The organism is Chromobacterium vaccinii (assembly GCF_000971335.1).
Taxonomy (GTDB): Bacteria; Pseudomonadota; Gammaproteobacteria; order Burkholderiales; family Chromobacteriaceae; genus Chromobacterium; species Chromobacterium vaccinii.
In genome coordinates, this window is the sequence record NZ_JZJL01000027.1 from 1 (window position 1) to 21,849 (window position 21,849).

Genomic DNA, 21,849 nt, shown 5'->3' on the forward strand with positions numbered 1-21,849 from the left:
TGGCGTCGCTGGCGATGGCAAGGGTGATATGGCGGTTGGCTTGGGAAAAGGAGGAGGCGAAGGAGGCGAGCAGGGCGGTTATATCCATGGCAGTTCCATGAGTGCGCCTCTGACGTCGGGCGCTTTTCGGGCTGTAACAGAATGGGAAGACTGCAGGATAACCCTTTTACAGATAAGGGAGTGAATAAGGGTTACTGTCCTTTTGGACAGGTTTAGTTATATGGCATGCTGAATTTGAGGATAAGGCGGAAGCAATAGCGATGATCCGATAAGGTATAATCAACCATAGAAATTATTTGCTTTGGTGTATGGCAGAAATAAAAAAAGCGCCGTGAGGCGCTTTCTTGATGGCTGAAATTAGATGGCTAATGCTTCCAGTGCTTTGCCGCTGTCGATCCAAGTTTGGACCCAAGCCGGCTTACGGCCTCTGCCGGTCCAAGTCAGATTGCTATCGTCGGGATGACGGTATTTGGCTTCAACGGGCTTGCGAACAGTGGCTGCCTTGCTGCTCAGCACGTCCTCAACACTCAAACCAAAAGAGCGAGCGAGTTCGAGAATTTGCTTCTTAGCCTTAGATTTTTCTTCCACTTCACGACGCTTGATTTCGCCTTCTACATCGGTTTTCAGGGCAACCAGCTCGGGGAAGTCCAGTTTAGACAAGTCCATTAATGTTCCTTGATTATTGATTTGATAATTACAGGCTGTAATATAACTAACTGAAATGGATTAAGTCAAGGGGGATTGGGTTAAGTCAATGGGGCCACGGAGCTTAACCCATGCGGCCAAGGACTTTTAAAACATCTTGTGGAGCACGACCTGTTATGACTAAGAGCTTTCGCCAAATACCATAGGGCATTTTTCGCCCTTGCTTGAACTCACGGATGCGGTGGCCAGAGGTTCCTAATAGTTCACCTAAAGTATTGTCCGAGTTGAATTGCGGGAAATGCTTTTGAAAGTGGGAGAAGTAGGCGCAAACAATATCATGGTGTGGTGGTTCCCATCCTTCCCCTTCGCGGAGTAGGTGAGCACGACTATATTGACTTTCGTCTATTTCATCTTGAGGCAGTAGCTTTGGTGCTTTTAAATTTTCTTCAAGCGTTGCGATGGCCTGGCGAGTGGCTTGTTCATTGATGAATTGCTGTTGATCGGCAATGCTAGGCAATGGAATCTTCATGGCCTTTTCTCTCTTGACTTAAGAAGCCAGTCCCAAGCCTTTCGGCTCGGGACTTTTGGGGCTTACGTCGGTGACAGCTCGATATTGCGAACGTCAGAAACCCGAATGTTAACCAAGTCCAGCGTCCCTGTCGCTAGTGTCTTCCAATATTCAGTATGATGTATATGCACCATTACATAATAAAGGTAATCAGGGAGGAGCAAATTTAAAGCAGTGATCCGAATTCCGATATGTTCAGGGTTGAACTCTCGGGTCGGCTTGCCAACATGCGCTGCTGAACTCCGTCTAATAATCCAAAAGTGTGCTTCAGGAAAATCAGTTCGGATGGTTGCCAGCTGGGAAAGTTTCATCACGTTCATCTAGGATGGCAACGACTAGCCTCCTCGAAAACGAGTGACTTTCTGCGTGCCACCGTTGGGATGAATACTAATCTAAATTAGCTTTTCTGTAAAGTTTGGTGTGTGGATAATAAGTCTTCTCCCGTTACCCATTTTCCTGTAAGACGATTTACTCGCAATGTCCGAGAATTTCCCCTTTTGGGGATTAGAACTAAATCAATTGTCGAAAATTTCCTTGTTTTTGAAATTCGAGCCGGTGGGTTGATGCTATTGGTGTAGACGATTATTTTCTCAAATGTATCAGAGATTAATTTTCTTGCCGAAATCCTTGATTCATTCTCAAGATTTTTGACGCCATCAGTTAATCCTGCCCATGTTTCGGCAAGTGCTGGTTCTATTAGATTTTGACTAAGTAGAACGAGTTCATTTTCTAATTTCTCTATTTGATCTTTGGCGAGTTCTTGCAGGCTTTCTAGCTCGCTTGCTTTTTTAATGAGAAATTTTGGCGCATTGAGTTCGCTTTCAAGTATGGTATTGGTAATTTTTTGAATTTTGTTTTCAATGCTAATTAGTTCAGTTTTTTTATCGCTGAGCTTGGCGCGAATGGATAGCGATTGATCTTCACCGTTTTGCAGTGATAGTAGATTTAATTGGTCGCTGCAGTATTCCATTATTGCATTTTCTACCGGGGCGACGGATGATGTAGCCGGCATTGGGCAGCTGTGAATTCCGGTCGTTATGGCTCCCAAACACATTAATCGTCGATGGCTGTCTTTTATGTTGCCATTTGACTCTTTTTTTCTATTTAAATAATTTTTAACTACGGCAGCTGCGCCGCAATATCCGCATCGTAGAATTCCAAGTCCTGATACGACACCAATTATCCCGCCGTTTTGAGAGAATTTAAATCGTCCACCGGCCTCTGTTTGAAGAGAGTTATATTCTTCTTCTGTGATAATTGCAGGGTAATAATTCTTGAGTTCAAATTTTTCCCCACCAACTTCTAATATCCTTGTTCCGTAAAGTGCTGGATTGCGAATTGATCTGTAAAAGTTGGCGTGATTGGGAAGCCCTTTATTAGTCATTGTCAAGCCAAGCTTGAATAGGTGCTGGAAGATAGGCTTGGCCCCATATCCATCTTTATACATACGAAAAGCTATTTTGAAGGCTTCTACCCGTTCAGGGATGGGAATCCATTTTTCTCCATCCCAATCAAGCCATTGAGGGTCTCGGCCATTGACTATCCGCCCACGGAAGGTTCCGGCGATCCAAGCTTCGGCTTGTCTTTTAACGGCCGCTTTAATCCGTTTAGATTTTGTATCGCTCTCTTCGTGGGCACGAATCATAATGAGAAGGCTATACACTAAATCCATTGGATTATTTTTGATTAGTTCACGATTGTATTCTTTACCATCACTCGCCGTAACAACTGTGATGCCAGCATTGATAATTTGGGCTAATTGAGCTTGGGCAAGGATAGGCTCTGCGCGACTGAGGCGGTCTAAGCCTTCAACAATGAGGACTGATCCTGCGCTAATGCGTCCTGCGCTGATTGCTTCAAGAAAGGCCCCTAAAGCGCCTTGTTTGACGTGACGCTGGTGATAGGCACTTAGTCCTTCGTCTCGCAGGGTCAGGGCGTCATCAAGGACTAGGCCGTGTTCGGCAGCCCATCGGGTAGCATATTGAATTTGTCTGTCTGCGGAGGAGCCAGTGGCTTGGCGAGGGTCACTAAATCGTAAGTAGCTGTAAACTTTTGAATTTTTCATTTGAAAATATTCTACTACAGGCTATGTTATTGCGTACACCTATAGTATCGCTGGGGTTTTCCAGCGAGATGCGCATGCTGACCACGCCCAGCGGCGTCTTGTCCGCCACCTGATGGCAGGCCAGGCAGTTCTTGCCCAGGTAGTTGGCGGAAGCCAGCGCCGGGTAGACCACGCGCAGGTGTTCGCCCAATTGCGGGGTGGACTCTATCTGGATGTGGGGCTTGCCGTCCCGCAGCGCGGCGCGCTCGGTTTCGTCGCCCGGCCGGGCCTTGTCGCCGGCGCTGCCGGGGCCGAACTGCTTGCTGACCGCGTCGCCGCGTATCACGCGCAGGTCGCGCACCGCCGACAGCTCGCGGATCTGGTCCAGGAACACGTCGCGCTGGCCGACGGTGCCGGTGATCATCATGCCGGTCAGGCCGGCCAGGGTCATTTCGTTCATGCTGTGGGCCAGGTCCTTGGCCTGCTCGACGGCGATCTCGCGGCTGGCCTGGGTTTCCCAGGCGATCAGCCCGCCCCAGGCCAGCACCAGGCAGGTCCAGATCGCGCCGGTCAGGCGCAGCCAGATCGGCCAATCGGAAAATTTTCTCATCGCGTTTCGGGGTGGTGGGCCCCGTCTCCTGTGTGTGGCGTCGTTATTGTCGGCCGGATTGCGGACAGTCCTGGCTATGCCGTATGGATTCTGCTGGAGAACGGGAACCGGACTTCTGGCCTGGATCAAACATTGCCCGGAAAACGCTTGCGCTTGGGTTGACGGCCGATTTCTGCAACAATCGCGCCCTTGCCGCCACGGCTATGGTGAAAACGGGACAGGAATACAAGGAATGGGCATGAATGACAGCACAAGGCGCGGCGTCGCCATCATAGGCGGCGGCCCGGCGGGCCTGATGGCGGCGGAGGTGCTGGCGGCGCGCGGCTATGCGGTGGACGTGTACGACGCGATGCCGTCGGTGGGCCGCAAATTCCTGCTGGCCGGCATCGGCGGCCTCAACATCACCCATTCCGAAGCCTATCCAGCCTTTGTCGGCCGTTACGGCGACCGCGCGGAGCAGATCGAGCCGCTGCTGAAGGGTTTCGACGCCGACGCGCTGCGCGCCTGGGTGCATGGCCTGGGGGTGGAAACTTTCGTCGGCAGCTCCGGCCGGGTGTTTCCCAAGGAAATGAAGGCCGCGCCGCTGCTGCGCGCCTGGCTCAGCCGGTTGCGCGAGGCTGGCGCGCGCATCCATGTGCGCCACCGCTGGCAGGGCTGGAACGCCGACGGCAGCCTGCAATTCGACACGCCGGACGGCGAACTGGCTGTGCGCGCAGACGCGACGCTGCTGGCCTTGGGCGGCGGCAGCTGGAAGAAGCTGGGTTCGGATGGCCGCTGGATGCCGTGGCTGGAGGCAAAGGGCGTGGCCACCGCGCCGCTGCAGCCGTCCAACTGCGGCTTCGATGCCGGCTGGAGCGATTTCTTCGCCGACAAGTTCGCCGGCGAGCCGCTGAAGTCCGTCGGCCTGGCTTTTCAGGGCGGCGACGGCCGCGAATTCAAGCGCGTCGGCGAATGCGTAATCACTAGGAGCGGCATCGAGGGCAGCCTGATCTACGCCTGCTCGGCGCTGCTGCGCGACGAGATCGCCCGCGCAGGCTCCGCCACCTGCCATCTGGACCTGATCCCGGCCTGGGACGAGGCGCGGGTGCTGGCCGAGGTTTCGCATCCGCGAGGCTCGCGCTCCTTGTCCAGCCATCTGCAGAGCCGGCTGAACCTGAAGGGCGCGCGCGCCGGCATCCTGCGCGAATGCCTGGACAAGGAAAGTTTCCAGAACCCGGCGCGGCTGGCCGCCGCGATCAAGCGTTTGCCCGTGACCGTGACTGCGGCGCGGCCCATCGACGAGGCGATCAGCACCGCCGGCGGCGTCAGCTTCTCCGCATTGGACGAGCGGCAGATGCTGGCCGCGCTGCCCGGCGTGTTCTGCGCCGGGGAGATGCTGGATTGGGAAGCGCCGACCGGCGGCTACTTGCTGACCGCCTGTTTCGCCAGCGGCCGCGCGGCCGGGCTGGGCATCGCCGGCTGGCTGGAACGGCAGGCGTCAAAATAGTTTTACTTGAGGGCGGCAGGCAGGCCTGACAGAATACCCGGATCGCATTTTATTCGCCCATCCCGGGCGCGATCCGCAACCTGTTTTTCTTGCTTGCCATGAGTGAAAAAAGCAATCCCTGCCAATCCTGCGGCGCGTGCTGCGCCAGTTTCCGCGTTTCTTTCTACTGGGCCGAGGCCGATGACGGCGGCGGCCCGGTTCCCGGCCATCTCACCGAAAAACTCAACGACTGGACCCGCTGCATGCGCGGCACCTGGTCCGCCAGCCCGCGCTGCGCCGCCTTGCAGGGCGAGGTGGGCGACAGCGTCGGTTGCGGTGTCTATCCGCTGCGGCCCAGCCCCTGCCGCGAGGTGGAGGCCGGCTCGGCGCAATGCCTGAAGGCGCGCGCCATCCACGGTCTGCCGGCGCTGTGGGAGGCGCCGGCGGCGGCCAACGAGGCCGAGCCGCTGTTGGCGGGCTAGGGCAGGCTCCGGTCGAAAAAGGCTTTCAGCTTGGCCGCGGCGGCCGCCACGCACGGTTCGCGGTCGTACAGGTCGAAGTGCGAGGCCCAGGCGATCAGGCACAGCTCTTTCGGCTCCGCGGCGGCGGCGATGGCTTGCTCGCTGAAGTAGCGGGTGTCAGCGTCGGCGCCGGCTATCATCAGCAGCGGCCGCGGGGCGAGCATGTCGATGCGGGCGAAGGCATCGAAGCCGGCCAGCGCGTCTAGGCCGGACACCACGAAGCGGTTTTCCGCGTTGGGATGATGGCCGCGCGGCGTGCGGTAGTAGTCGTAAGCCTCGCGCAGCAGGCGCTGCGGCGGTTCGGCCGCCGCCTGCGCCGTTTCCGCCAGCGCACTCCGGGTGGCGGCAGCTTCGCCGCGGTCTTGGGCGGTGCGGTCTTCGGCCGCGGCGGCGAGCAGGCTTTGCAACTGTTCGGGCGAGCGGCTGCCGTTCAGCCCGTCGCGCAGCAGGCTGCCTTGGCAGACGGCGTTGACGGTGGCCACGGCCTGGATGCGCGGTTCGGTGCGAGCGGTGAACACCGCGTAGCCGCCGCCGGCGGCGATGCCCAGCGCGCCGATGCGCTCGGCATCGACATCGGGCAGGTTGGACAGGTAGCTGACCGCCGATTTGATCCCTTCCGCGCGCGAATGGGGCGTTTCCAGATGGCGCGGCAGGCCTTCGCTCTCGCCCTGGTAGGCGGTGTCGAACGCCAGCGCGAGATAGCCGTCCTGCGCCAGCCGCTCGGCGTAGCGCCCCGCCACCTGTTCCTTGACGCCGGTGAACGGGTGGCTGACCACGATGGCCGGGTAGCGCTTCTCCGGCTGGTAGTCGGCGGGGCGGTACAGATGGCCGACCAGCTCCAGGTCTTCGCTGAGAAAAATCACTTCCTGTTTCATATTGTCGTTCTGTTCGATTGCGGGATTCAACGCGGCGTCTGCTCCCAGCCGCCGCCCAGCGCCAGAAACAGGCTGACCTGATCCAGCGCCAGTTGCGCGTCCGACGCGGCCAGCGCCGATTCGTTGCCGGCCAGCGCGCGATCCGCGTCCAGGCTGGCCAGGTAGGACGCGCGTCCGGCCGCGTACAGGCGGCGGTTGTCGTGCGCGGCGGCGCGGGCGTTGTCGCGCGCCGAGCGCAAGTCGGCGTTGCGCTCCAGGTCCCTGGCGTAAAAGGTCAAAGCGGTTTCCGTCTCGCGCAGCGCGTTCAGCACCACGCCGTCGAAGTGGGCGAGCGCCGCGTCGGCGTCCGCTTCGGCAGCCTTCACCCGGGCACGGGCGCCGCTATCGGGGATGGTCCAGCTGATCAGGGGCCCCAGGCTCCAGCGCTGGGTGCGGTCTTCGCCCACATGCTCCAGCAGGCCGGTGAAGCCGGCCGACGCGCCCAGGCTGACGCTGGGGTAGAGCTGGGCGGTGGCCACGCCGATGCGGGCGGTGGCGGCGGCGAGCTTGCGCTCCGCCTCGCGCACGTCCGGGCGGCGCTTGAGCAGCGCCGCGCCGTCGCCGACAGGCAGTGGCTGCTTCAACTGGGGCAGCGCCGAGCAGGCGGCGGCGGGCAGCTCGGCCGGGGCCTTGCCCAGCAGCGCGGCCAGGCGGAAGCGGGCGGCGTCCTGCTCTGCTTGCAGGCGGGGCAGCGCGGCGCGCTGGATGTCGGCCTGGGCCTGGGCGCGCTCCACGTCGGTGGCGCGGCCGCGGCCGGCGGACTGCATCCGCTTGGCCACCGCCACGCCGCGGTTCTGCAGCTCCAGCTCGCGCTTGGCCACCGCCAGCTGGTGTCCGGCCGCGCAGCCCTGGACATAGGCGCGCACGGTTTCCGCCGCCACCGTGGTCCGCGCCAGGTCCATCGCCGCCTCGGTGGCCTGGGTGCCGGCGCGGGCGGCTTCCTCGGCGCGGGCCAGCTTGCCGAACAGGTCGATCTCGTAGCCTATCTGCAGGCCGCCGTCTCCGACATTGGCCACCGGCAGTTTTTTCTCGATCAAATACGCCTCGCCGGAGTCTTGCGCGCGCTGAACGGTGGCGGACACGCTGGCGTGGGGATCGCGCTCGGCGTTGACCGAGGCTTCCACCGCCATCGCCTTGCGCAGATTGGCCGCGGCGGCGCGAATGTCGGCGTTGGCGCTCAGCGCTTCTGCCACCAGGCTGTCCAGCCTGGCGTCGTCGTACAGCCGCCACCAGCCGGCGGGAACCGGCTGCTGGGCGAAGGCCGCATTGTTGGCCGACTGGAAGGCGGCGTTGACGGCGGGCTTGCCCAGCGCGGCCTGCGAAGGCTGGCGGTAGTCCGGGCCGACGGCGGCGCAGCCGGCCAGCGCGCCGGCCAAGGCCAGCCCGGTCAGCTTCAGCGCGGCTTTCATGAACGGCCTCCCTGGCGCACCGATACGGTGGCGGTGCGGCCGGCGATCAGCCGGAAATTGGCCGGCACTTCGTCCAGCGCGATGCGCACCGGGATGCGCTGCGCCAGCCGGACCCAGTTGAAGGTGGGGTTGACGTTGGGCAGCAGCGAGGCGCCGTTGCTGCGGTCGCGGTTTTCGATGCCGGCGGCGATGCTCTGCACGTGGCCGCGCAGCTTGCGCGATTCGCCCATGATCTGGATGTCCACCGGCTGGTTCAGCTCCACGCCGCCCAGCTTGGTTTCTTCGAAATAGCCGTCGACGTGGAAGGAGCGGGAGTCGACGACGGACAGCACCGCGTGGCCGCTGGCGGCGTAATCGCCGGCGCGCGGCGTGCGGTCGCTCAGGTAACCGTCCACCGGGCTTTTCACCACGGTGCGCTCCATATTCAGCCGGGCGAGGCCGGCGGCGGCCTCGGCGGCGGCCAGCGTGGCTTCGCCCAGCTGCACCTTGGCGTCGCCTTCCTCGCGGGCCTCGGTGGCCACCAGGTCGGTCAGCGAGTGGTTGCGCGAGGCCTCGCGGCGGGCCTGGGCCAGCGTGGCGCGCTGCGCGGCGAGGGCGGCTTCGGCCTGGCGCAGCGCCAGTTCGTAATGCGCGCGGTCCACCACGAACAGCACCTGGCCCTTCTTGACCAGCTGGTTGTCCGAGACTTTCACTTCGGTGATCAACCCGGACACGTCCGGGGCCACCTGCACCACGTCGGCGGCGATATGGCCGTCGCGGGTCCACGGCGCGTCGGTGTAGTAGATCCAGATATGCCGCACCACCACGATGGCGACGGCGACGGTGGCCAGGGTTAGCAGCATGGACCCGGCTTTGCGAATGCGGTTGTTCATGATGTCACCTGTGAAACAGCGCGATCGTGCCGCCCAGCACGATCAGGTAAAGCGCGAAATTGAAGAGGGAGCGGTGCCACACCACGCGGTACAGGCCCAGTCGGGCCAGCGCGCGGCGCAGCAGGCTGCTGGCGGCGAAGGCGATCACCATCATCACCAGCAGGCTGGGGAAGTACACCCCGTAGAAATTGACTTCGCCTATCATGGCTGGGCTCCTGGAACGGTCGATGCCGGCTGGCAGCCTTCGGCATCGGGGAACAGCGACACGCGCATTTCCACCAGCGCGTTGCGCGCCTCGCGCGCGGCCGGCGCGGGGTCGGCCAGGGTGAGGGCGATGGCCGCGTCCAGCCGGCCCAGCAGCGCATCCGGCGCGTCGAGGTAGCGATCGGCGTCGGCGCAGGCGCGAAAGTGCTCGCTGACGCCCTGCAGCGCCGAGTCCACCGCCTGGTGGGCGGCGCCGGCCAGGCGGTGCTCATCGCGCTGCAGGTCCAGCGCGCTGAAGCCCACCCGCAATTCGCGGAAGCCGGCGGACGGATCCGCGCCATCGGCTGCCAGGCGCGGCGCCAGCAGCGACAGCCGGTCCAGCATCAGCGCCGTCAGCCGCGCGTAGTCGCCGCCGTGGCGGCCGGCGGCGTTATGCGCCAGATCGCGCCAGTTGGAGCGGATCAGGCGGCGCAACGTCAGCTCGGCGCCGAAGGGACGGGTAGTCAGCGTCCAGACCAGCGCGAACAAGATCCCGGCCGCGCCGGCCAGATTGCTGTTGAGGAAAGACTGGAAGTCGGCGTTATAGCTTTGCTGCAGCCCGATCAAATTGGCGGTGAATACCACCAGCAGCATCGCCACCGGGCCGAAGCGCGCCTGGTTCATCAGCGCGCCGCCCAACAGGAAGGGCGGGGCCAGGCACAACGCCAGCATCTCGAATTCGTGCACCGCCGGCAGCACGGCGAACAGCAGCAGGCCGGCCAGCATGGTGCAGATGGTGTTGACGATGAACAGCGTGCGCAGCATCGGCGCAGGCTCGTCCATCGAGCCGAACAGGCAGCAGGCCACCGTGCCCAGGATCACCGCGTTGGCGCCGTCCTGCCAGCCCAGCGCGATCCAGGCCAGGCAGCCCAGGAAGATGCCCAGCGCGGCGGTGCCGGCGGCGAAGCCGAGCAGGCCGTAATCGTAGTGGCGGGCCTTCACGCCCACTTCCCAGCGGCGGTAGGCGGGTTTCCAGTCCCACAGCGGCAGCCCGCGCGAGATCAGCGCGCGCAGCGTCAGGCAGTCCTGCCACAGATTGACCAGCGATTTCAGCCGCATCCGCACCGTGCCTTCCAGCAAAGACGGCCAGCCGCCGTCCGGAGGCGGCGCGCCCAGCTGGCGGCGCAGCGCGCGCGCCTGGCTCAGAAACCATGGGTTGTCGGCCGGGTAGCTTAGCCAATTGGAGGTGTCTCCCATCAACTGGAGCAAGTCCGGGGGCACGCCGCCGGGCGTCTTGCGCAGCACCGCCAGCAACTCGGAAAGCGACGACAACAGCGGCGGCAGCATGCTCATCCGCGCGCGTAGCTCGCCCGCGGTGCGCTCGGCGTTGCGGCTGGTGGCGTCGTAGGAGAGGTGAGTGAGCAGTTGGTCGAAGGCCAGCAGGTCGGCCGCCAGCCGGTTGCGGCCCGCCGACGGCGGCTGGGGGGCGCTGCCCAGCGTGTCGGTCGCCCAGGCGGCGGCGTCCTTGAGCCAGCCGTCCACGCGCGGACTCAGCACCGCTGACACGCGGGTGGGCAGCACCAGCGCCGCCGCCACGCTGGCGCAGACGATGCCGAGGACGATTTCCTCGCTGCGGGCGACGGCGATGTCGAACACGTTCTCCGGCGCGTACACCGCCGACAGCGCGATCAGCGGCATGGTGTAGGCCGGCAGCCGCAGCAGGTAGTGGCGCGGCGTGTGGTCCAGCATGGACAGGTAGAGCAGGGCGCCGGACCACAGCGCCACCACCAGGCTCAGCAGCACCGGCTGGTTGGCCAGCGGCGGCACCACGCATACCGCGGCGGCCGCGCCGAGCAAGGTGCCGAACACGCGGTACACCGCCTTGGAGCGGGTGGCGCCGATCAGCGGGTGGGACACGATGTAGACGGTGCCCATCGCCCAGCTTGGCCGGGGCAGGCCCAGCGCCAGCGCGATGTACAGCGCCAGCATCGCGGCGGCGAAGGTGCGGGCCGAGAATAGCCAGTCGCGTTTAGCGGGCAGCGCGATCATGGCGTTTGTCCAGCATGGGGTCGTCGGGAGGCCGGGTTTGCGCCGCCTGCTCCAGCGCGTGGAACACCCGCAGCGCGGCTTCCAGATCGGCCTGGCTGAGCGGCGCCAGCACGCGCGAGCGCAGCGCCACCAGCTCGGTCTCTATCTTGCGGGTGACTTCGCGGCCGGCCTCGGTGAACCACAGCGTTTTCACCCGGCGGTCATGCTGCCCCTGTTCCCGCCGCAGCAGACCGGCCTGGCTCAACTGGTCTACGATGCGAACAAGGGAGGCGGGCTCCATGCCCAGCTCCTCGGCCAGCGCGCTGTGGCTGACGCCTTCGCCCAGCCGCCCGATGAACAGCAGCGCGGAGCCGCCGGATACCGAGATGCCATGAACCGTCAGCGCTTCCTGCGCGATATGCCGCCACAGCACGCCCATCGGGCGCAGGCTGCTGGTCAGCCTCAGGCGTAACAGATCGATGTCTTCCATGGATATTTGCCGGCCGGCAGGCCGGATGGGGATAGTCGTGATGTAAATGGATTGTAGCGGCTATTTTATTAATTAGCAAACTAACTAATTTGGCGGAGCGGACAAGCGCTTGCCTGGAAAAGGTAAGGAGAGCTGGCCACGCGCTTGCGCGGATGGCCGGGTCTTCCGATGCCACGCATGCCTCCATTGATAGGCTGAATGGCAAGTGCGGCACACCGCATTCATGCAAACGCAACTTGTTAATGGCAAGCCGCCGTGCCATATTTGTGCGATGCAACATCATTGGAGCGGCTATGTTCCGGCGTATGGAAGGCAAGCCGTCGCTGAGTTTGGCGCTTCAGGGCGGCGGCGCGCATGGGGCGTTCACCTGGGGCGTGCTGGACGCGCTGCTGGAGGCGGGCCGCTATCGTTTCGACGGTTTGAGCGGCACCAGCGCCGGGGCGATGAACGCGGTGGCCGTCGCGCATGGCCTGTGCCTTGGCGGGCCGGATGCCGCCCGGGAGGCGCTGGCGGCGTTCTGGCGCAGGGTGGGGGAGAGCCTGCCGGGAGAAATGGCCCGGCCCCTGCCTTTCAGCATGGATTCCACCGTGTCCCCCAGCCTGAAAATGGTGTTGCAGCTGTCCCAATGGTTCTCTCCGTACCAGCTCAATCCGCTGGATTACAACCCGTTGCGCGACATCATCGTTTCGCTGTTCGATTTCGAGCGCATTCGGCAGGCTTCGCCGGTGCAATTGTTCGTGGCGGCAACGCATGCCAACAGCGGGCGGCTGAAGTTGTTCCGCAATGCAGACTTGTCCGCGGACGCCTTGCTGGCCTCGGCCTGTCTGCCATCACTGCAGCAGGCGGTGATGATAGAAGGGGAGCCGTATTGGGATGGCGGTTTTGCCGCCAATCCGGCGATCTTTCCGCTATTCAAGTTTTGCCGCAGCGACGACATCCTGCTGGTGTTGCTGTCGCCTATGATCCATGGAGATACCCCGCGCACCGCCGACGAGATCCAGCGTCGGGCGATGCTGCTGGGTTTCAACAGCGCCTTCCTGCGCGAGATGCGCCTGTTCGCCTTGCTGCGGGAAATGGCGGATGCGCCTGCTTATCTGCGCGGCCGCCTGGAGCGCCATCTGCTTGCCACGCGCTTCCATCTGGTGGAAGCCCATGATTTGCTGGCCGAACTCGACTCGTCTAGCCGGGCGCTGACCTACGGCCCGTTCCTGGCCTGGTTGCGGGACGAAGGGCGCCAGGCGGCGCAAGCCTGGATGGCGGAACATGGCGGAAAAGTGGGCCGCAGCGCCAGCGTGGACATCAACGGCCTGTTTCTTCAGCCCTGACTCTTGCCGGCGGGCGCGATATCCGCGGCTGCGCGGTCAGTCCGGCGGAAGGTGTCGCTGGCATGGATGCCCGTCCGAGTCCGGAATTCACGGGGCCGTCTTCCATGAACAAGCGAAGCGGCAGGCCGGGCCTGGCATATGGGGTCATGGCGTTTTCTTGAGCGGAGGAGGCAATGCAGAAAGCGGTTTCAACCGAGGCCCTGCCGGCGGCCCGACGAATAGATGAAAGAATCGCGGAGCTCGGCGGCTGGCGCGGAGAGGCGTTAAGTCGGATGCGCCAGCTTATCCGGGAGGCGGACCCGGATGTCGTCGAGGAATGGAAGTGGATGGGCACGCCGGTTTGGGCGCATGCCGGGATCATCTGCACCGGCGAATCCTACCAGTCGGCGGTCAAGCTGACCTTTCTCAAAGGCGCTTCGCTGGATGATCCGTCCAGGCTTTTCAACGCCAGCCTGGACGGCAACGCCAGGCGCGCCATCGATATCCGCGAAGGGGACGCGATAGACGCGGATGCGTTCAAGGCGCTGATCCTCGCCGCGGTCGCGCTCAATCTTTCCGCGGCGAAATCCAAATCCGGAAAGACCGGGCGCAGTTCGGGCTGACGGCGCGCGGGTTCATCCATCTATCCGCCAGACCCTATCATGGTAAGCGTCCACTTCGGGTCGGTGGGAGACGCTGATCACCGCGCAATCCGGCAGTTCGCTGCGCAACTGCTGGTAGCAATGCCTTTGGTTGTGCGGGTCCAATGCCGAGGTCGCTTCATCCAGCAGCAGCCAGCTCGGCTTGTGCAGCAGGGCCCTGGCCAGAGCCAGTCGTTGCTGCTCGCCGGGCGAGAGCCTGGCCGACCAATTGCCGTAATCGTCCAGCTGCGGCGTCAGATGCGCCAGCCGGCACCGCGCCAGCACAAACTCCTGTTCAGCCAGGGAAAACGCGTCGGCAGCCGCGGGGTAGTTGATGGCCTCCCGCAAGGTGCCCAGCGGCAGATACGGCCGTTGCGGCAAGAACATCATTTTTTTCGCCGGCAGCGCGGCATGGCCCCCTCCCCATGGCCAGATGCCGGCCAGCACTTGCAGCAAGGTGCTTTTCCCGCTGCCGGACGCGCCCTTGAGCGCGATCCGCTCCCCGCCGGAGGCGTGCAGGTCCAGGCCCTCCAGCAGCGGCTGTCCATCAGGTAGCGATACGGAGAGCTTGCATAGCCGGATATCGTCTCCCTCCGACTCCGAGCGCGCGATCCGGCTGTGCGCCAGCTCATGCCGCGCCCGCGCCGTCGCAGCCTGGAACGAGGCCAGGCGCTCGATATTGGCCTTCCATGAGGCCAAGCCCTCGTAGGCGTTCACCATCCAGCTCAGCGCGCCCTGGACCTGGCCAAACGCCGAAATGACCTGCATCAGGCCGCCCAGCGCGAGCGTGCCGGAAAAGTAGCGCGGCGCGCAGGCCAGCATGGGGAAGATCACGGCGAGCTGGGAATAGGCGGAGCGGGCGCCCGTCAGCCGCCATTCCGCGGCTATCATTTGCCGCCAGTTGGCGCAGATGTCCTGGAAGCGGCGGTTGAGGGCCTTGCGCTCGAATTCCTCTCCGCCGCTCAACGCCACCGCTTGCGCATGCTCGCGCAGCCTGACCGCGGCATAGCGGAAGTCCGCTTCGCGCCGCTCGCCTTCCATATTGATGCGGGACAGTCTGCGTCCCAGGACATGCATCAGCCAGCTGCCCAGCAGCGCGTATCCCAGCGCGGCCCAGACCAGATAGCCGGAAACGCTCGCCTGCCAGCCGAACAAGGACAAAGCCAGCGGCCCCGACAAATGCCAGAGGATGCCGATGAAGCAGGCCAGAGTCGTCAGGTTGCGGATCAGATCGAAGCCCAGATTCAGCGACGTGGCGGCAAAGGCTTTCAGATCCTCGGCGATGTGCTGGTCCGGGTTGTCGGTGCCATAGGATTTGAGCTCCAGCAGGCAGTAGGCGCGGCCATTCAGCCATTGCCCAAGATAAAAATCGGTCAGCCATCGCCGCCAGCGCAGATTGAGCGCCGAGGTCAGGTAAGACATCAGCACCGCGCAGCCGATGAAGCTGAAGGCCAGCGCGGCGAACTCGCCGATCAAACTCTGGAAACTGTTCCAGTCGCGCTGCTGCAGGGCATTGAAGAAGTCGCCGTTCCACTGGTTGAGCCATACATTGCAATACACCATGGCGACGTTCAAGACGACGATGGCCAGCAGCAGCGTCCAGGCCATCCATTTTTCCTCTGAGCGCCAGTACGGACCCGCCAGCGCCAGAAACTTGGCGATCAGGCTGTTGTCCGATCCGCCCCGCAGTTGTTGCTCATTCATGCCAAACCTCATTCTTGCCATCCGGGGGCATGGCTCCCCGCATCATTCTCGGACCGCGAGATGGTGTTGCCACTCGCACGAATAAATGACTGTAATGTGAAAATTAATCATCGTAAAACAATAATTATTGATTGTAATGAATGAATTTTTGGCCGCTTGAAGGAAAATCAGCAGCAAGGGCAGGCTGGGTCTGCGTCTTGGCGTTTCGCGTTGGGGCAAGATTGTGAGGTGAGGTGTGACAGCCGCGCCACAGGGGTTGTTGTTAAACTTGCGCAACAATAAATTATCGTTTGACAATAATAAATGATCCCGCTACTTGAGTGTGTGTGACTGATTTCATGAGATGGCGCCGCATGCGCGCCGTTTCGAGACAAGCAAAGGACACCGATGAATTCTCCGCGACTAAGCCGTTATTGCGCCGTCATGGCCTGCGTCACCTTTCTGGGCATCTGCGCGATGCTGATGTTCCATCTCTTGCTCTGGCTGTTTCCCAAAGCGATTCTGGATGCTGGTTTGACTATTTCTTTCGATGATCACAATGGCTTTTATGGCCTGCGCCACTTCGACATGACGGTCTTGCCGCTTTGGCAACGGCTGGGCGGTGCAGTAATATCCTGCCTCCCGCTGCTGGTCTTGGCCCAGGGGCTGAACGCGCTGCGCCGCTTGTTCCGGTTTTACGCGCAGGCCGAATATTTTTCCGAGCGTTCCGCGTCCTTGCTGGCGAAGGTGGGCTCCCGCATCGCGTTCTGGGTGCTGGCCGATATTCTCGTTCAGCCGCTGATGGGCTTGTGGCTGACCATGATGCAGCCGGCGGGGCACCGCCAGCTGACCTTTGGCCTGGACACCGGCAATCTGGAAAGCTTGTTCATCGCAGCGGTGGTGATGGTGATTGCGCGCATTCAGCAAGAGGGCGTAGCCCTGGCGCGCGAGAACAAGCAATTCCTCTGACAGAAAGCGCCCCGTGCCGATAAAAATCAACCTGGACGTGCTTCTCGTTCAGCGCAAAGTGAAATCCAAGGATCTGGCCCACGCCATAGGCATCACCGAGCAGAATCTGTCGCTGCTGAAGCAGGGCAAGATCAAGGGTTTTCGTTTCTCGACGCTGGAGGCGATTTGCCGGCATCTGAATTGCCAGCCCGGCGATTTGCTGGAGTACATTCCGCCTGCTCCGGGCGAGGAGGCGGGGCTAGGCGACGAGGCCGCGTTTTAGCCTGGGGGAAGCCGCGGCGCGGCCGCGCCCGCTCCATTTGCGGAGCGGCCGCCCTGGCTTGCCTTAGTCGTCGCCTGCCTGTTGCCGGGCGGCGGCTTCGCGCAGCTTATCCTTCTTGCTCTTGCGTTTGCCCTTGATGCCGCCGTTGCCGTCGGGGTCCGTCATCGAGGCGGCCGGGGCGGCGGCCTCGGTCGGTTCGAAGCCGTCTATCCGTTCGCGCGTCAGCCGCAGCTGCTGGCGTTTTTCGATCAGCCTAAAGTGGGCGGCGCAGTCGGCGCTGACGAAGCTGATGGCTTCGCCGCGGGCGCCGGCCCGGCCGGTGCGGCCGATGCGGTGGGTGTAGTCCACCGGCGAGCGCGGCAGGTCGTAGTTCACCACCAGCGGCAGCCGGGCGATGTCGATGCCGCGCGCCGCCACATCGGTGGCCACCAGCACCCGCAAGCGGCCCGATTTGAGGTCGGCCAACACTTGGCCGCGCTGGCTTTGGCTGCAATCGCCGTGCAGGGCGGCGGCGGGCACGCCGTTGCGATGCAGCTTGTCCGCCACCCGGTCGGCCGCCTGCCGGCTGGCGACGAATACCAATACCCGATCCCAATGGTTTGCCGCCAGCAGATGGCGCAGCAGCAGGGTGCGCTTGTCGGCATCCACCTCGATGGCGCGCTGGAGGATGTCCGGCGCGGTGGCGGCGGTTTGCTCGATGTCTATCCGCAGCGGCTGGTTCAGCAGCTTTTCCGCCAGCGCGCGCACCGCGGGCGGGAAGGTGGCGGAGAACAGCAGGTTCTGCCGTGTCGGCGGCAACCGGTCCAGCACGCTGCCCAGCTCGTCGGCGAAGCCCAGGTCCAGCAGGCGGTCGGCCTCGTCCAGCACCAGCGTCTTGACGGCGGAAAGCCGCAGCGCGTTGTGGTCCAGCAGGTCGAGCAAGCGTCCAGGCGTGGCCACCACGATGTCGGCACCGCCGCGCAGCGCCATCATTTGCGGATTGATGGACACGCCGCCGTAGACCACGGCCACTTTCAGCTTGCGCGGCAGGGCCTGCGCCAGGTCGCGCAGAATCTCGCCGACCTGGGCCGCCAGTTCGCGGGTGGGCAGCAGGATCAGCGCCTGGGGCTGGCGCAGTATGCCGCGAGGTTTGGCCAGCCATCGCTGCAGCAGCGGCAGGCAAAAGGCCGCGGTCTTGCCGGAGCCGGTTTGAGCGGTGGCCAGCAGGTCGCCGCCTTGCAGGATGGCGGGAATGGCGGCGCTCTGGATGGCGGTGGGCTGGATATAGCCTTGCTCGAGAGCGGACTGGACCAGATCGGGCTGCAGGCCCAGGGAAGCGAATGGCATGAATGATTACGGCTATTGAATAAAGGGGCGGGACCCTAAGCGGCACGAGTATCGGCCGCGTCGGCCCTCCGGTCAAGAAAGAAGCGCGACTTGCCAGCGGAAAACGCCGTTTGCGAGTACTATCTGGACTCTTCATCCCAAATAAAGCCATCCGTAGATGCAAACAGAAGTCAAAGAGAAGCCCCGCTACGCCATTGTGGCCTCGGTGCAGTTGCCTGAAGTCAGCGATGTCGAGTTCGAGGCCTCGCTCACCGAACTGAGCGAGCTGGCCAAGACCCTGGGCTTCCAGGTGGTGCAGACCTTTGTGCAAAAGCGCAGCAGCTTCGACCGCACCGCCTACATGGGCGTGGGCAAGCTCGAAGAAATCAGCATGTTCGTCAAACGCGGCATCCGCGGCGACGAACTGGAAGACGAACCGCAGGCGCTGGACGCCAGCGTGGTCGAAATCGACGCGGTGCTGGTGGACCATGAAATCTCGCCGTCGCAGATGCGCAATCTGGAGCTGGCCGTTGGCTGCGAGGTGATGGACCGCACCATGGTCATCCTGGAGATCTTCCACCGCAACGCCCGCTCGCGCGCGGCGCGCGCCCAGGTGGAGATCGCCCGTCTCGGCTACATGGCGCCGCGCCTGCGCGAGGCCGCCAAGCTGGCTGGCCCGCAAGGCCGGCAGCGCAGCGGCATGGGCGGCCGCGGTTCCGGCGAATCGCACACCGAGCTGGACCGCCGCAAGGTGCGCGACCGCATCGCCGAGCTGCAGCGCGAAATCGTCGCGATGGAGCTGGAGCGCAAGACCCAGCGCGCGCGCCGCCTGGAGAGGCAGGGCATGGGCCTGGGCGGGGTGTCGCTGGTGGGCTACACCAACGCCGGCAAATCCACGCTGATGCGGGCGCTGACCGGCAGCGAGGTGCTGGTGGCCAACAAACTGTTCGCCACGCTGGATACCACGGTGCGGGTTTTGTATCCGGAAAGCGTGCCGCGGGTGCTGGTCAGCGATACCGTCGGCTTCATCAAGAACCTGCCCCACGGCCTGGTGGCGTCATTCAAGTCCACGCTGGAAGAGGCGCTGGACGCCTCGTTGCTGCTGCATGCCATCGATGCCAGCGATCCGGGTTTCCTGCGCCAGCTGGAAGTGACCGACGAAGTGCTGAAGGAAATCGGCGCCGACGAGCTGCCGCGCATCCGCGTGTTCAACAAGATTGATCATGTCGGCGACGAGGCCGCGCAGGCCGCCTGGACGGCGGAATTGCAACAGCGCTACCCAGGCTGCGTGGTGATGAGCGCGCTTCGTCCGGATGATGTGTCCAGCCTGCGCGCGGCCATCGTCTCCTTCTTCCAGCAGGATCTGGTGGAGGACGAGCTGCTGTTGCCGTGGTCCGCCCAGCAGCTGCGCGGCGAGATCTACAGCCACTGCCAGGTGCTAGAAGAGCATGCCGATGAAGAGGGCAGCCGCTTCCGCGTGCGCGGCGAGCCGGAAAAGCTGCGCAGCCTGCGCGAGCAGCTTAATCCCGGCTCGCAGGGCAGGGAGAAGGAATACTGGGAGGTTTGATGGCTCCCGACGCCTGCCGCGTAGCGGCAGCGCAAGCGAAAAGCCTTCCCGACCGGGAAGGCTTTTTTCATTTCGCGGCAGCTGCCCACTCCGCGGGCCGCCGTTCGGGAAGCTTGCCGCCCAACGCCTCGACCAGGTAGTCGATGAAGGACGCGATTCGCGACGACACCGCGGTGTTGCGGTAATAGACGGCCTGGACCGGCTGGCGCATGTCCAGGGTGTCGGGGGCGAGGATTTGCACCAGGCGGCCGGACTCGCGGTCCCGCTCGGTCATGAAGTCCGACAGGCAGACGATGCCCGCGCCTTCCAGCGCCAGCTGCCTCAGCGTTTCGCCGCTGGAGGTCCGCACCGCCGGTTCTATCCGATAAGCCTCGCCGTCTGTGTCCAGCAGCGGCCAGACATTCAGCGTCTCGGGCTGATTGAAGCCCAGCAGGGCATGTTTGCCCAATTCTTCTACACTCTGTGGCTGGCCGCGGGCTTCCAGATAGGCCGGGCTGGCCAGGATGCGCAGCCGGCTGCGGCCGATCAGGCGGCTGTGCAGCGTCGAATCCTTCAACTGGCCGATCCGGATCGCCACGTCGGTGCGCCGCTCCAGCAGATCGATGATGCCTTCGTTGCTGTTCAGCTCCAGTTCCACCTGCGGATAGCGTTCGCGATAGCCGCGCACCAGCGGCACGATCACGTGCAGCATGAACGGCGTGGCGGCGTCCACCCGCAGCCGTCCGGACGGCTGTTCGCGCCGCGCCAGCATTTGTTCTTCCGCGCTGTCGACCGAATCGATGATGGCCCGCGCGCTGTGCAGAAAGGCCCGGCCTTCCTCGGTCAGTTCCAGCCGGCGCGTGGTCCGGCGCAGCAGCGTGGTTTTCAGCTTCTCTTCCAGCCGGGCCAGCGAGCGGCTGGTCGCCGATACGGTCAGGTCCAGTTGCTGGGCAGCGGCGGTGATGGAGCCGGTGTCCACCACGGTGGCGAAGGCCTGGAGTTCGTCCAGCGTGATTTTCATTATTGATTTTTTTTCAAAAGAGTTTCGTTTATAAGCTGGTTTTTCCGCAAAAGTAAAGCGGGCACACTGCGTCCATTCCTCACGGACCCATGGATGCCCATCATGCCACTCGCTTTGCTCGCGCTGACCATCAGCGCCTTCGCCATCGGGACGACCGAGTTCGTCATCGTCGGGCTGATTCCGACCATCGCCGCCGATCTCCAGACCAGCCTGCCTTCCGCCGGCCTGCTGGTCAGTCTCTACGCGCTCAGCGTCGCCATCGGCGCGCCACTGCTGACGGCGCTGACCGGCCGCGTGCCGCGCAAGACGCTGCTGGCCGGGCTGATGGCGCTGTTCACCGTCGGCAATCTCATCGCCTGGCGCTCGCCCGGTTATGAATCGCTGATCGTCGCGCGCGTGCTCACCGGGCTCGCCCACGGCGTGTTTTTCTCGGTCGGTTCCGTCATCGCCACCACGCTGGTGCCGCAGGAGAAGGCCGCCCGCGCGATCGCGACGATGTTCAGCGGCATGACGGTGGCCTTCGTCGCCGGCATTCCGCTCGGCACCTTCATCGGCCAGCATTTCGGTTGGCGCGCCACCTTCCTGGTCGTCGCGCTGTTCGGCCTGATCGCCTTGGTCGGCGCGCTAGCCTTCGTGCCGCGCCGTCTGGCGCAGGCCGAACCGGCGCCGCTGGCGCGGCAGCTGGGCGCGCTGACGCAGCCGCGCCTGCTGCTGGTCTACGCGATGACGGCGGTCGGCTACGGCGGCTCGCTGATCGCCTTCACTTATATGGCGCCGCTGCTGGAACAGGTCGCCGGCTTTACGCCGGCCCAGCTCAGCCTTGTGCTGGTCGGCTACGGCGTGTCGGTCGCCTTCGGCAATGTCTGGGGCGGCAGGCTGGCGGACCGCGCCGGCCCGGTCAAGGCGCTGAAGCGGATTTTTCTGCTGCTGGCGCTGACTGTCACCGTCCATATCGCCTGGCTGGCGGCGCTGACGATGCTGGCCTGGGGCGCGGTGGCTTTCGGCAACGTGCCTGCTCTGCAGGTTTATGTCGTCCAGCAGGCGCGGCGTTTCGCGCCGGAGGCCGCCGACGTCGCGTCCGGCTTCAATATCGCCGCCTTCAATCTCGGCGTCGCCGGCGGCGCCTCGCTGGGCGGGCTGATCGTCGAACGCGTCGGTCTGGGCCACACGCCGTGGATCGCCGCCGCGATGACGTTGGCCGCCTTCGGCTTGACCGCGTTCAGCGGCGCGCTGGACCGGCGCGACAGCATGCCGACGCGCGCCACCGAAGCCGCGGCCTCTGCGCATTGAGCGCGTCATCCGAGTCTTTTCAACGGCAGCTCGCATTTCACGCTGTTCTTGCATCGGGCAGGAACGCGCGCGCCTGCTG

22 protein-coding genes are annotated in these 21,849 nt (G+C 63.4%); 9 read left to right on the forward strand and 13 right to left on the reverse strand.

The genetic code is table 11. From position 1 onward, the window contains the following. Positions 1-184: hypothetical protein (locus VL52_RS25400; protein ID WP_235429301.1), on the forward strand; the 184-nt coding region annotated here is incomplete at its 5' end. A 173-nt stretch (positions 185-357) separates the two neighbouring features. On the opposite strand, the gene VL52_RS24045 is transcribed toward VL52_RS25400, so the two are convergent. From VL52_RS24045 to VL52_RS13950, 4 genes are all read right to left on the reverse strand, one after another. After that, entirely contained in the window at positions 358-666 is a 309-nt protein-coding gene (locus VL52_RS24045; protein WP_082113749.1) for an H-NS histone family protein, read from the reverse strand. 103 nt (positions 667-769) lie between these two features. Next, positions 770-1,174 (reverse strand): hypothetical protein, encoded by a 405-nt coding sequence (locus VL52_RS24050; RefSeq protein WP_082113750.1) that lies wholly within the window; start codon positions 1,172-1,174, stop codon positions 770-772. A 436-nt stretch (positions 1,175-1,610) separates the two neighbouring features. Continuing rightward, the gene (locus tag VL52_RS24060) at positions 1,611-3,278 is read right to left on the reverse strand and encodes a recombinase family protein (RefSeq protein ID WP_082113751.1); all 1,668 of its coding nucleotides are present in this window, start codon (positions 3,276-3,278) and stop codon (positions 1,611-1,613) included. Further along, the gene (locus VL52_RS13950; RefSeq protein WP_046157584.1) at positions 3,241-3,867 is read right to left on the reverse strand and encodes a hypothetical protein; all 627 of its coding nucleotides are present in this window, start codon (positions 3,865-3,867) and stop codon (positions 3,241-3,243) included. The genes VL52_RS24060 and VL52_RS13950 overlap by 38 nt, the downstream gene beginning before the upstream one ends. A 238-nt stretch (positions 3,868-4,105) precedes the next feature. Here VL52_RS13950 and VL52_RS13955 point away from each other — a divergent pair, with 238 nt between their 5' ends. Beyond that, the gene (locus VL52_RS13955; RefSeq protein WP_046157638.1) at positions 4,106-5,353 is read left to right on the forward strand and encodes a TIGR03862 family flavoprotein; all 1,248 of its coding nucleotides are present in this window, start codon (positions 4,106-4,108) and stop codon (positions 5,351-5,353) included. A 98-nt stretch (positions 5,354-5,451) separates the two neighbouring features. Beyond that, positions 5,452-5,814, forward strand: coding sequence for a YkgJ family cysteine cluster protein (locus VL52_RS13960; protein ID WP_046157585.1), 363 nt, complete (start codon positions 5,452-5,454; stop codon positions 5,812-5,814). Here VL52_RS13960 and VL52_RS13965 read toward each other — a convergent pair. Genes VL52_RS13965 through VL52_RS13990 form a run of 6 tightly spaced genes read right to left on the reverse strand, consistent with a single transcriptional unit; the run spans position 5,811 to position 11,749 of the window. Then, positions 5,811-6,758, reverse strand: a complete 948-nt coding sequence (locus tag VL52_RS13965; RefSeq protein ID WP_082113753.1) for an alpha/beta hydrolase — start codon at positions 6,756-6,758, stop codon at positions 5,811-5,813. The genes VL52_RS13960 and VL52_RS13965 overlap by 4 nt on opposite strands. Further along, positions 6,755-8,176, reverse strand: coding sequence for an efflux transporter outer membrane subunit (locus VL52_RS13970; protein WP_046157586.1), 1,422 nt, complete (start codon positions 8,174-8,176; stop codon positions 6,755-6,757). The genes VL52_RS13965 and VL52_RS13970 overlap by 4 nt, the downstream gene beginning before the upstream one ends. Continuing rightward, positions 8,173-9,048, reverse strand: coding sequence for an efflux RND transporter periplasmic adaptor subunit (locus tag VL52_RS13975; RefSeq protein ID WP_046157587.1), 876 nt, complete (start codon positions 9,046-9,048; stop codon positions 8,173-8,175). Before VL52_RS13975 ends, VL52_RS13970 begins: the two co-directional genes overlap by 4 nt. A gap of 4 nt (positions 9,049-9,052) precedes the next feature. Then, the gene (locus VL52_RS13980) at positions 9,053-9,253 is read right to left on the reverse strand and encodes a DUF1656 domain-containing protein (RefSeq protein ID WP_046157588.1); all 201 of its coding nucleotides are present in this window, start codon (positions 9,251-9,253) and stop codon (positions 9,053-9,055) included. Next, a complete protein-coding gene (locus tag VL52_RS13985; RefSeq protein ID WP_046157589.1) occupies positions 9,250-11,280 on the reverse strand; it encodes an FUSC family protein in 2,031 nt (676 codons plus the stop codon). Before VL52_RS13985 ends, VL52_RS13980 begins: the two co-directional genes overlap by 4 nt. Continuing rightward, positions 11,261-11,749, reverse strand: a complete 489-nt coding sequence (locus VL52_RS13990) for a MarR family winged helix-turn-helix transcriptional regulator (protein ID WP_046157590.1) — start codon at positions 11,747-11,749, stop codon at positions 11,261-11,263. The genes VL52_RS13985 and VL52_RS13990 overlap by 20 nt, the downstream gene beginning before the upstream one ends. Positions 11,750-12,042: 293 nt before the next feature. On the opposite strand from VL52_RS13990, the gene VL52_RS13995 reads away from it, so the two are divergent. Both VL52_RS13995 and VL52_RS14000 read left to right on the forward strand, forming a co-directional pair. After that, a complete protein-coding gene (locus VL52_RS13995) occupies positions 12,043-13,074 on the forward strand; it encodes a patatin-like phospholipase family protein (RefSeq protein WP_046157591.1) in 1,032 nt (343 codons plus the stop codon). A 173-nt stretch (positions 13,075-13,247) separates the two neighbouring features. Next, complete coding sequence (locus VL52_RS14000) at positions 13,248-13,676, forward strand: DUF1801 domain-containing protein (protein ID WP_046157592.1); 429 nt, start codon at positions 13,248-13,250, stop codon at positions 13,674-13,676. A gap of 12 nt (positions 13,677-13,688) precedes the next feature. On the opposite strand, the gene VL52_RS14005 is transcribed toward VL52_RS14000, so the two are convergent. Then, on the reverse strand, positions 13,689-15,398 hold the full coding sequence (locus VL52_RS14005) for an ABC transporter ATP-binding protein/permease (protein ID WP_160298944.1): 1,710 nt from the start codon (positions 15,396-15,398) through the stop codon (positions 13,689-13,691). Between the two features lie 387 nt (positions 15,399-15,785). On the opposite strand from VL52_RS14005, the gene VL52_RS14010 reads away from it, so the two are divergent. Then, positions 15,786-16,346, forward strand: coding sequence for a DUF2975 domain-containing protein (locus tag VL52_RS14010; RefSeq protein ID WP_046157593.1), 561 nt, complete (start codon positions 15,786-15,788; stop codon positions 16,344-16,346). Positions 16,347-16,359: 13 nt separating this feature from the next. Beyond that, complete coding sequence (locus VL52_RS14015) at positions 16,360-16,608, forward strand: helix-turn-helix domain-containing protein (RefSeq protein ID WP_046157594.1); 249 nt, start codon at positions 16,360-16,362, stop codon at positions 16,606-16,608. Positions 16,609-16,671: 63 nt separating this feature from the next. On the opposite strand, the gene VL52_RS14020 is transcribed toward VL52_RS14015, so the two are convergent. Continuing rightward, on the reverse strand, positions 16,672-17,934 hold the full coding sequence (locus tag VL52_RS14020) for a DEAD/DEAH box helicase (RefSeq protein ID WP_200896021.1): 1,263 nt from the start codon (positions 17,932-17,934) through the stop codon (positions 16,672-16,674). Between the two features lie 157 nt (positions 17,935-18,091). Here VL52_RS14020 and hflX point away from each other — a divergent pair, with 157 nt between their 5' ends. After that, positions 18,092-19,480 carry a GTPase HflX gene (gene hflX / locus VL52_RS14025; RefSeq protein ID WP_046157595.1) on the forward strand — a complete coding sequence of 463 codons (1,389 nt, stop codon included), beginning with the start codon at positions 18,092-18,094 and terminating at the stop codon, positions 19,478-19,480. 67 nt (positions 19,481-19,547) lie between these two features. On the opposite strand, the gene VL52_RS14030 is transcribed toward hflX, so the two are convergent. Next, complete coding sequence (locus VL52_RS14030; RefSeq protein ID WP_046157596.1) at positions 19,548-20,480, reverse strand: LysR family transcriptional regulator; 933 nt, start codon at positions 20,478-20,480, stop codon at positions 19,548-19,550. Positions 20,481-20,582: 102 nt separating this feature from the next. Here VL52_RS14030 and VL52_RS14035 point away from each other — a divergent pair, with 102 nt between their 5' ends. Next, complete coding sequence (locus VL52_RS14035) at positions 20,583-21,770, forward strand: MFS transporter (protein WP_046157597.1); 1,188 nt, start codon at positions 20,583-20,585, stop codon at positions 21,768-21,770. Positions 21,771-21,849: the final 79 nt, after the last annotated feature.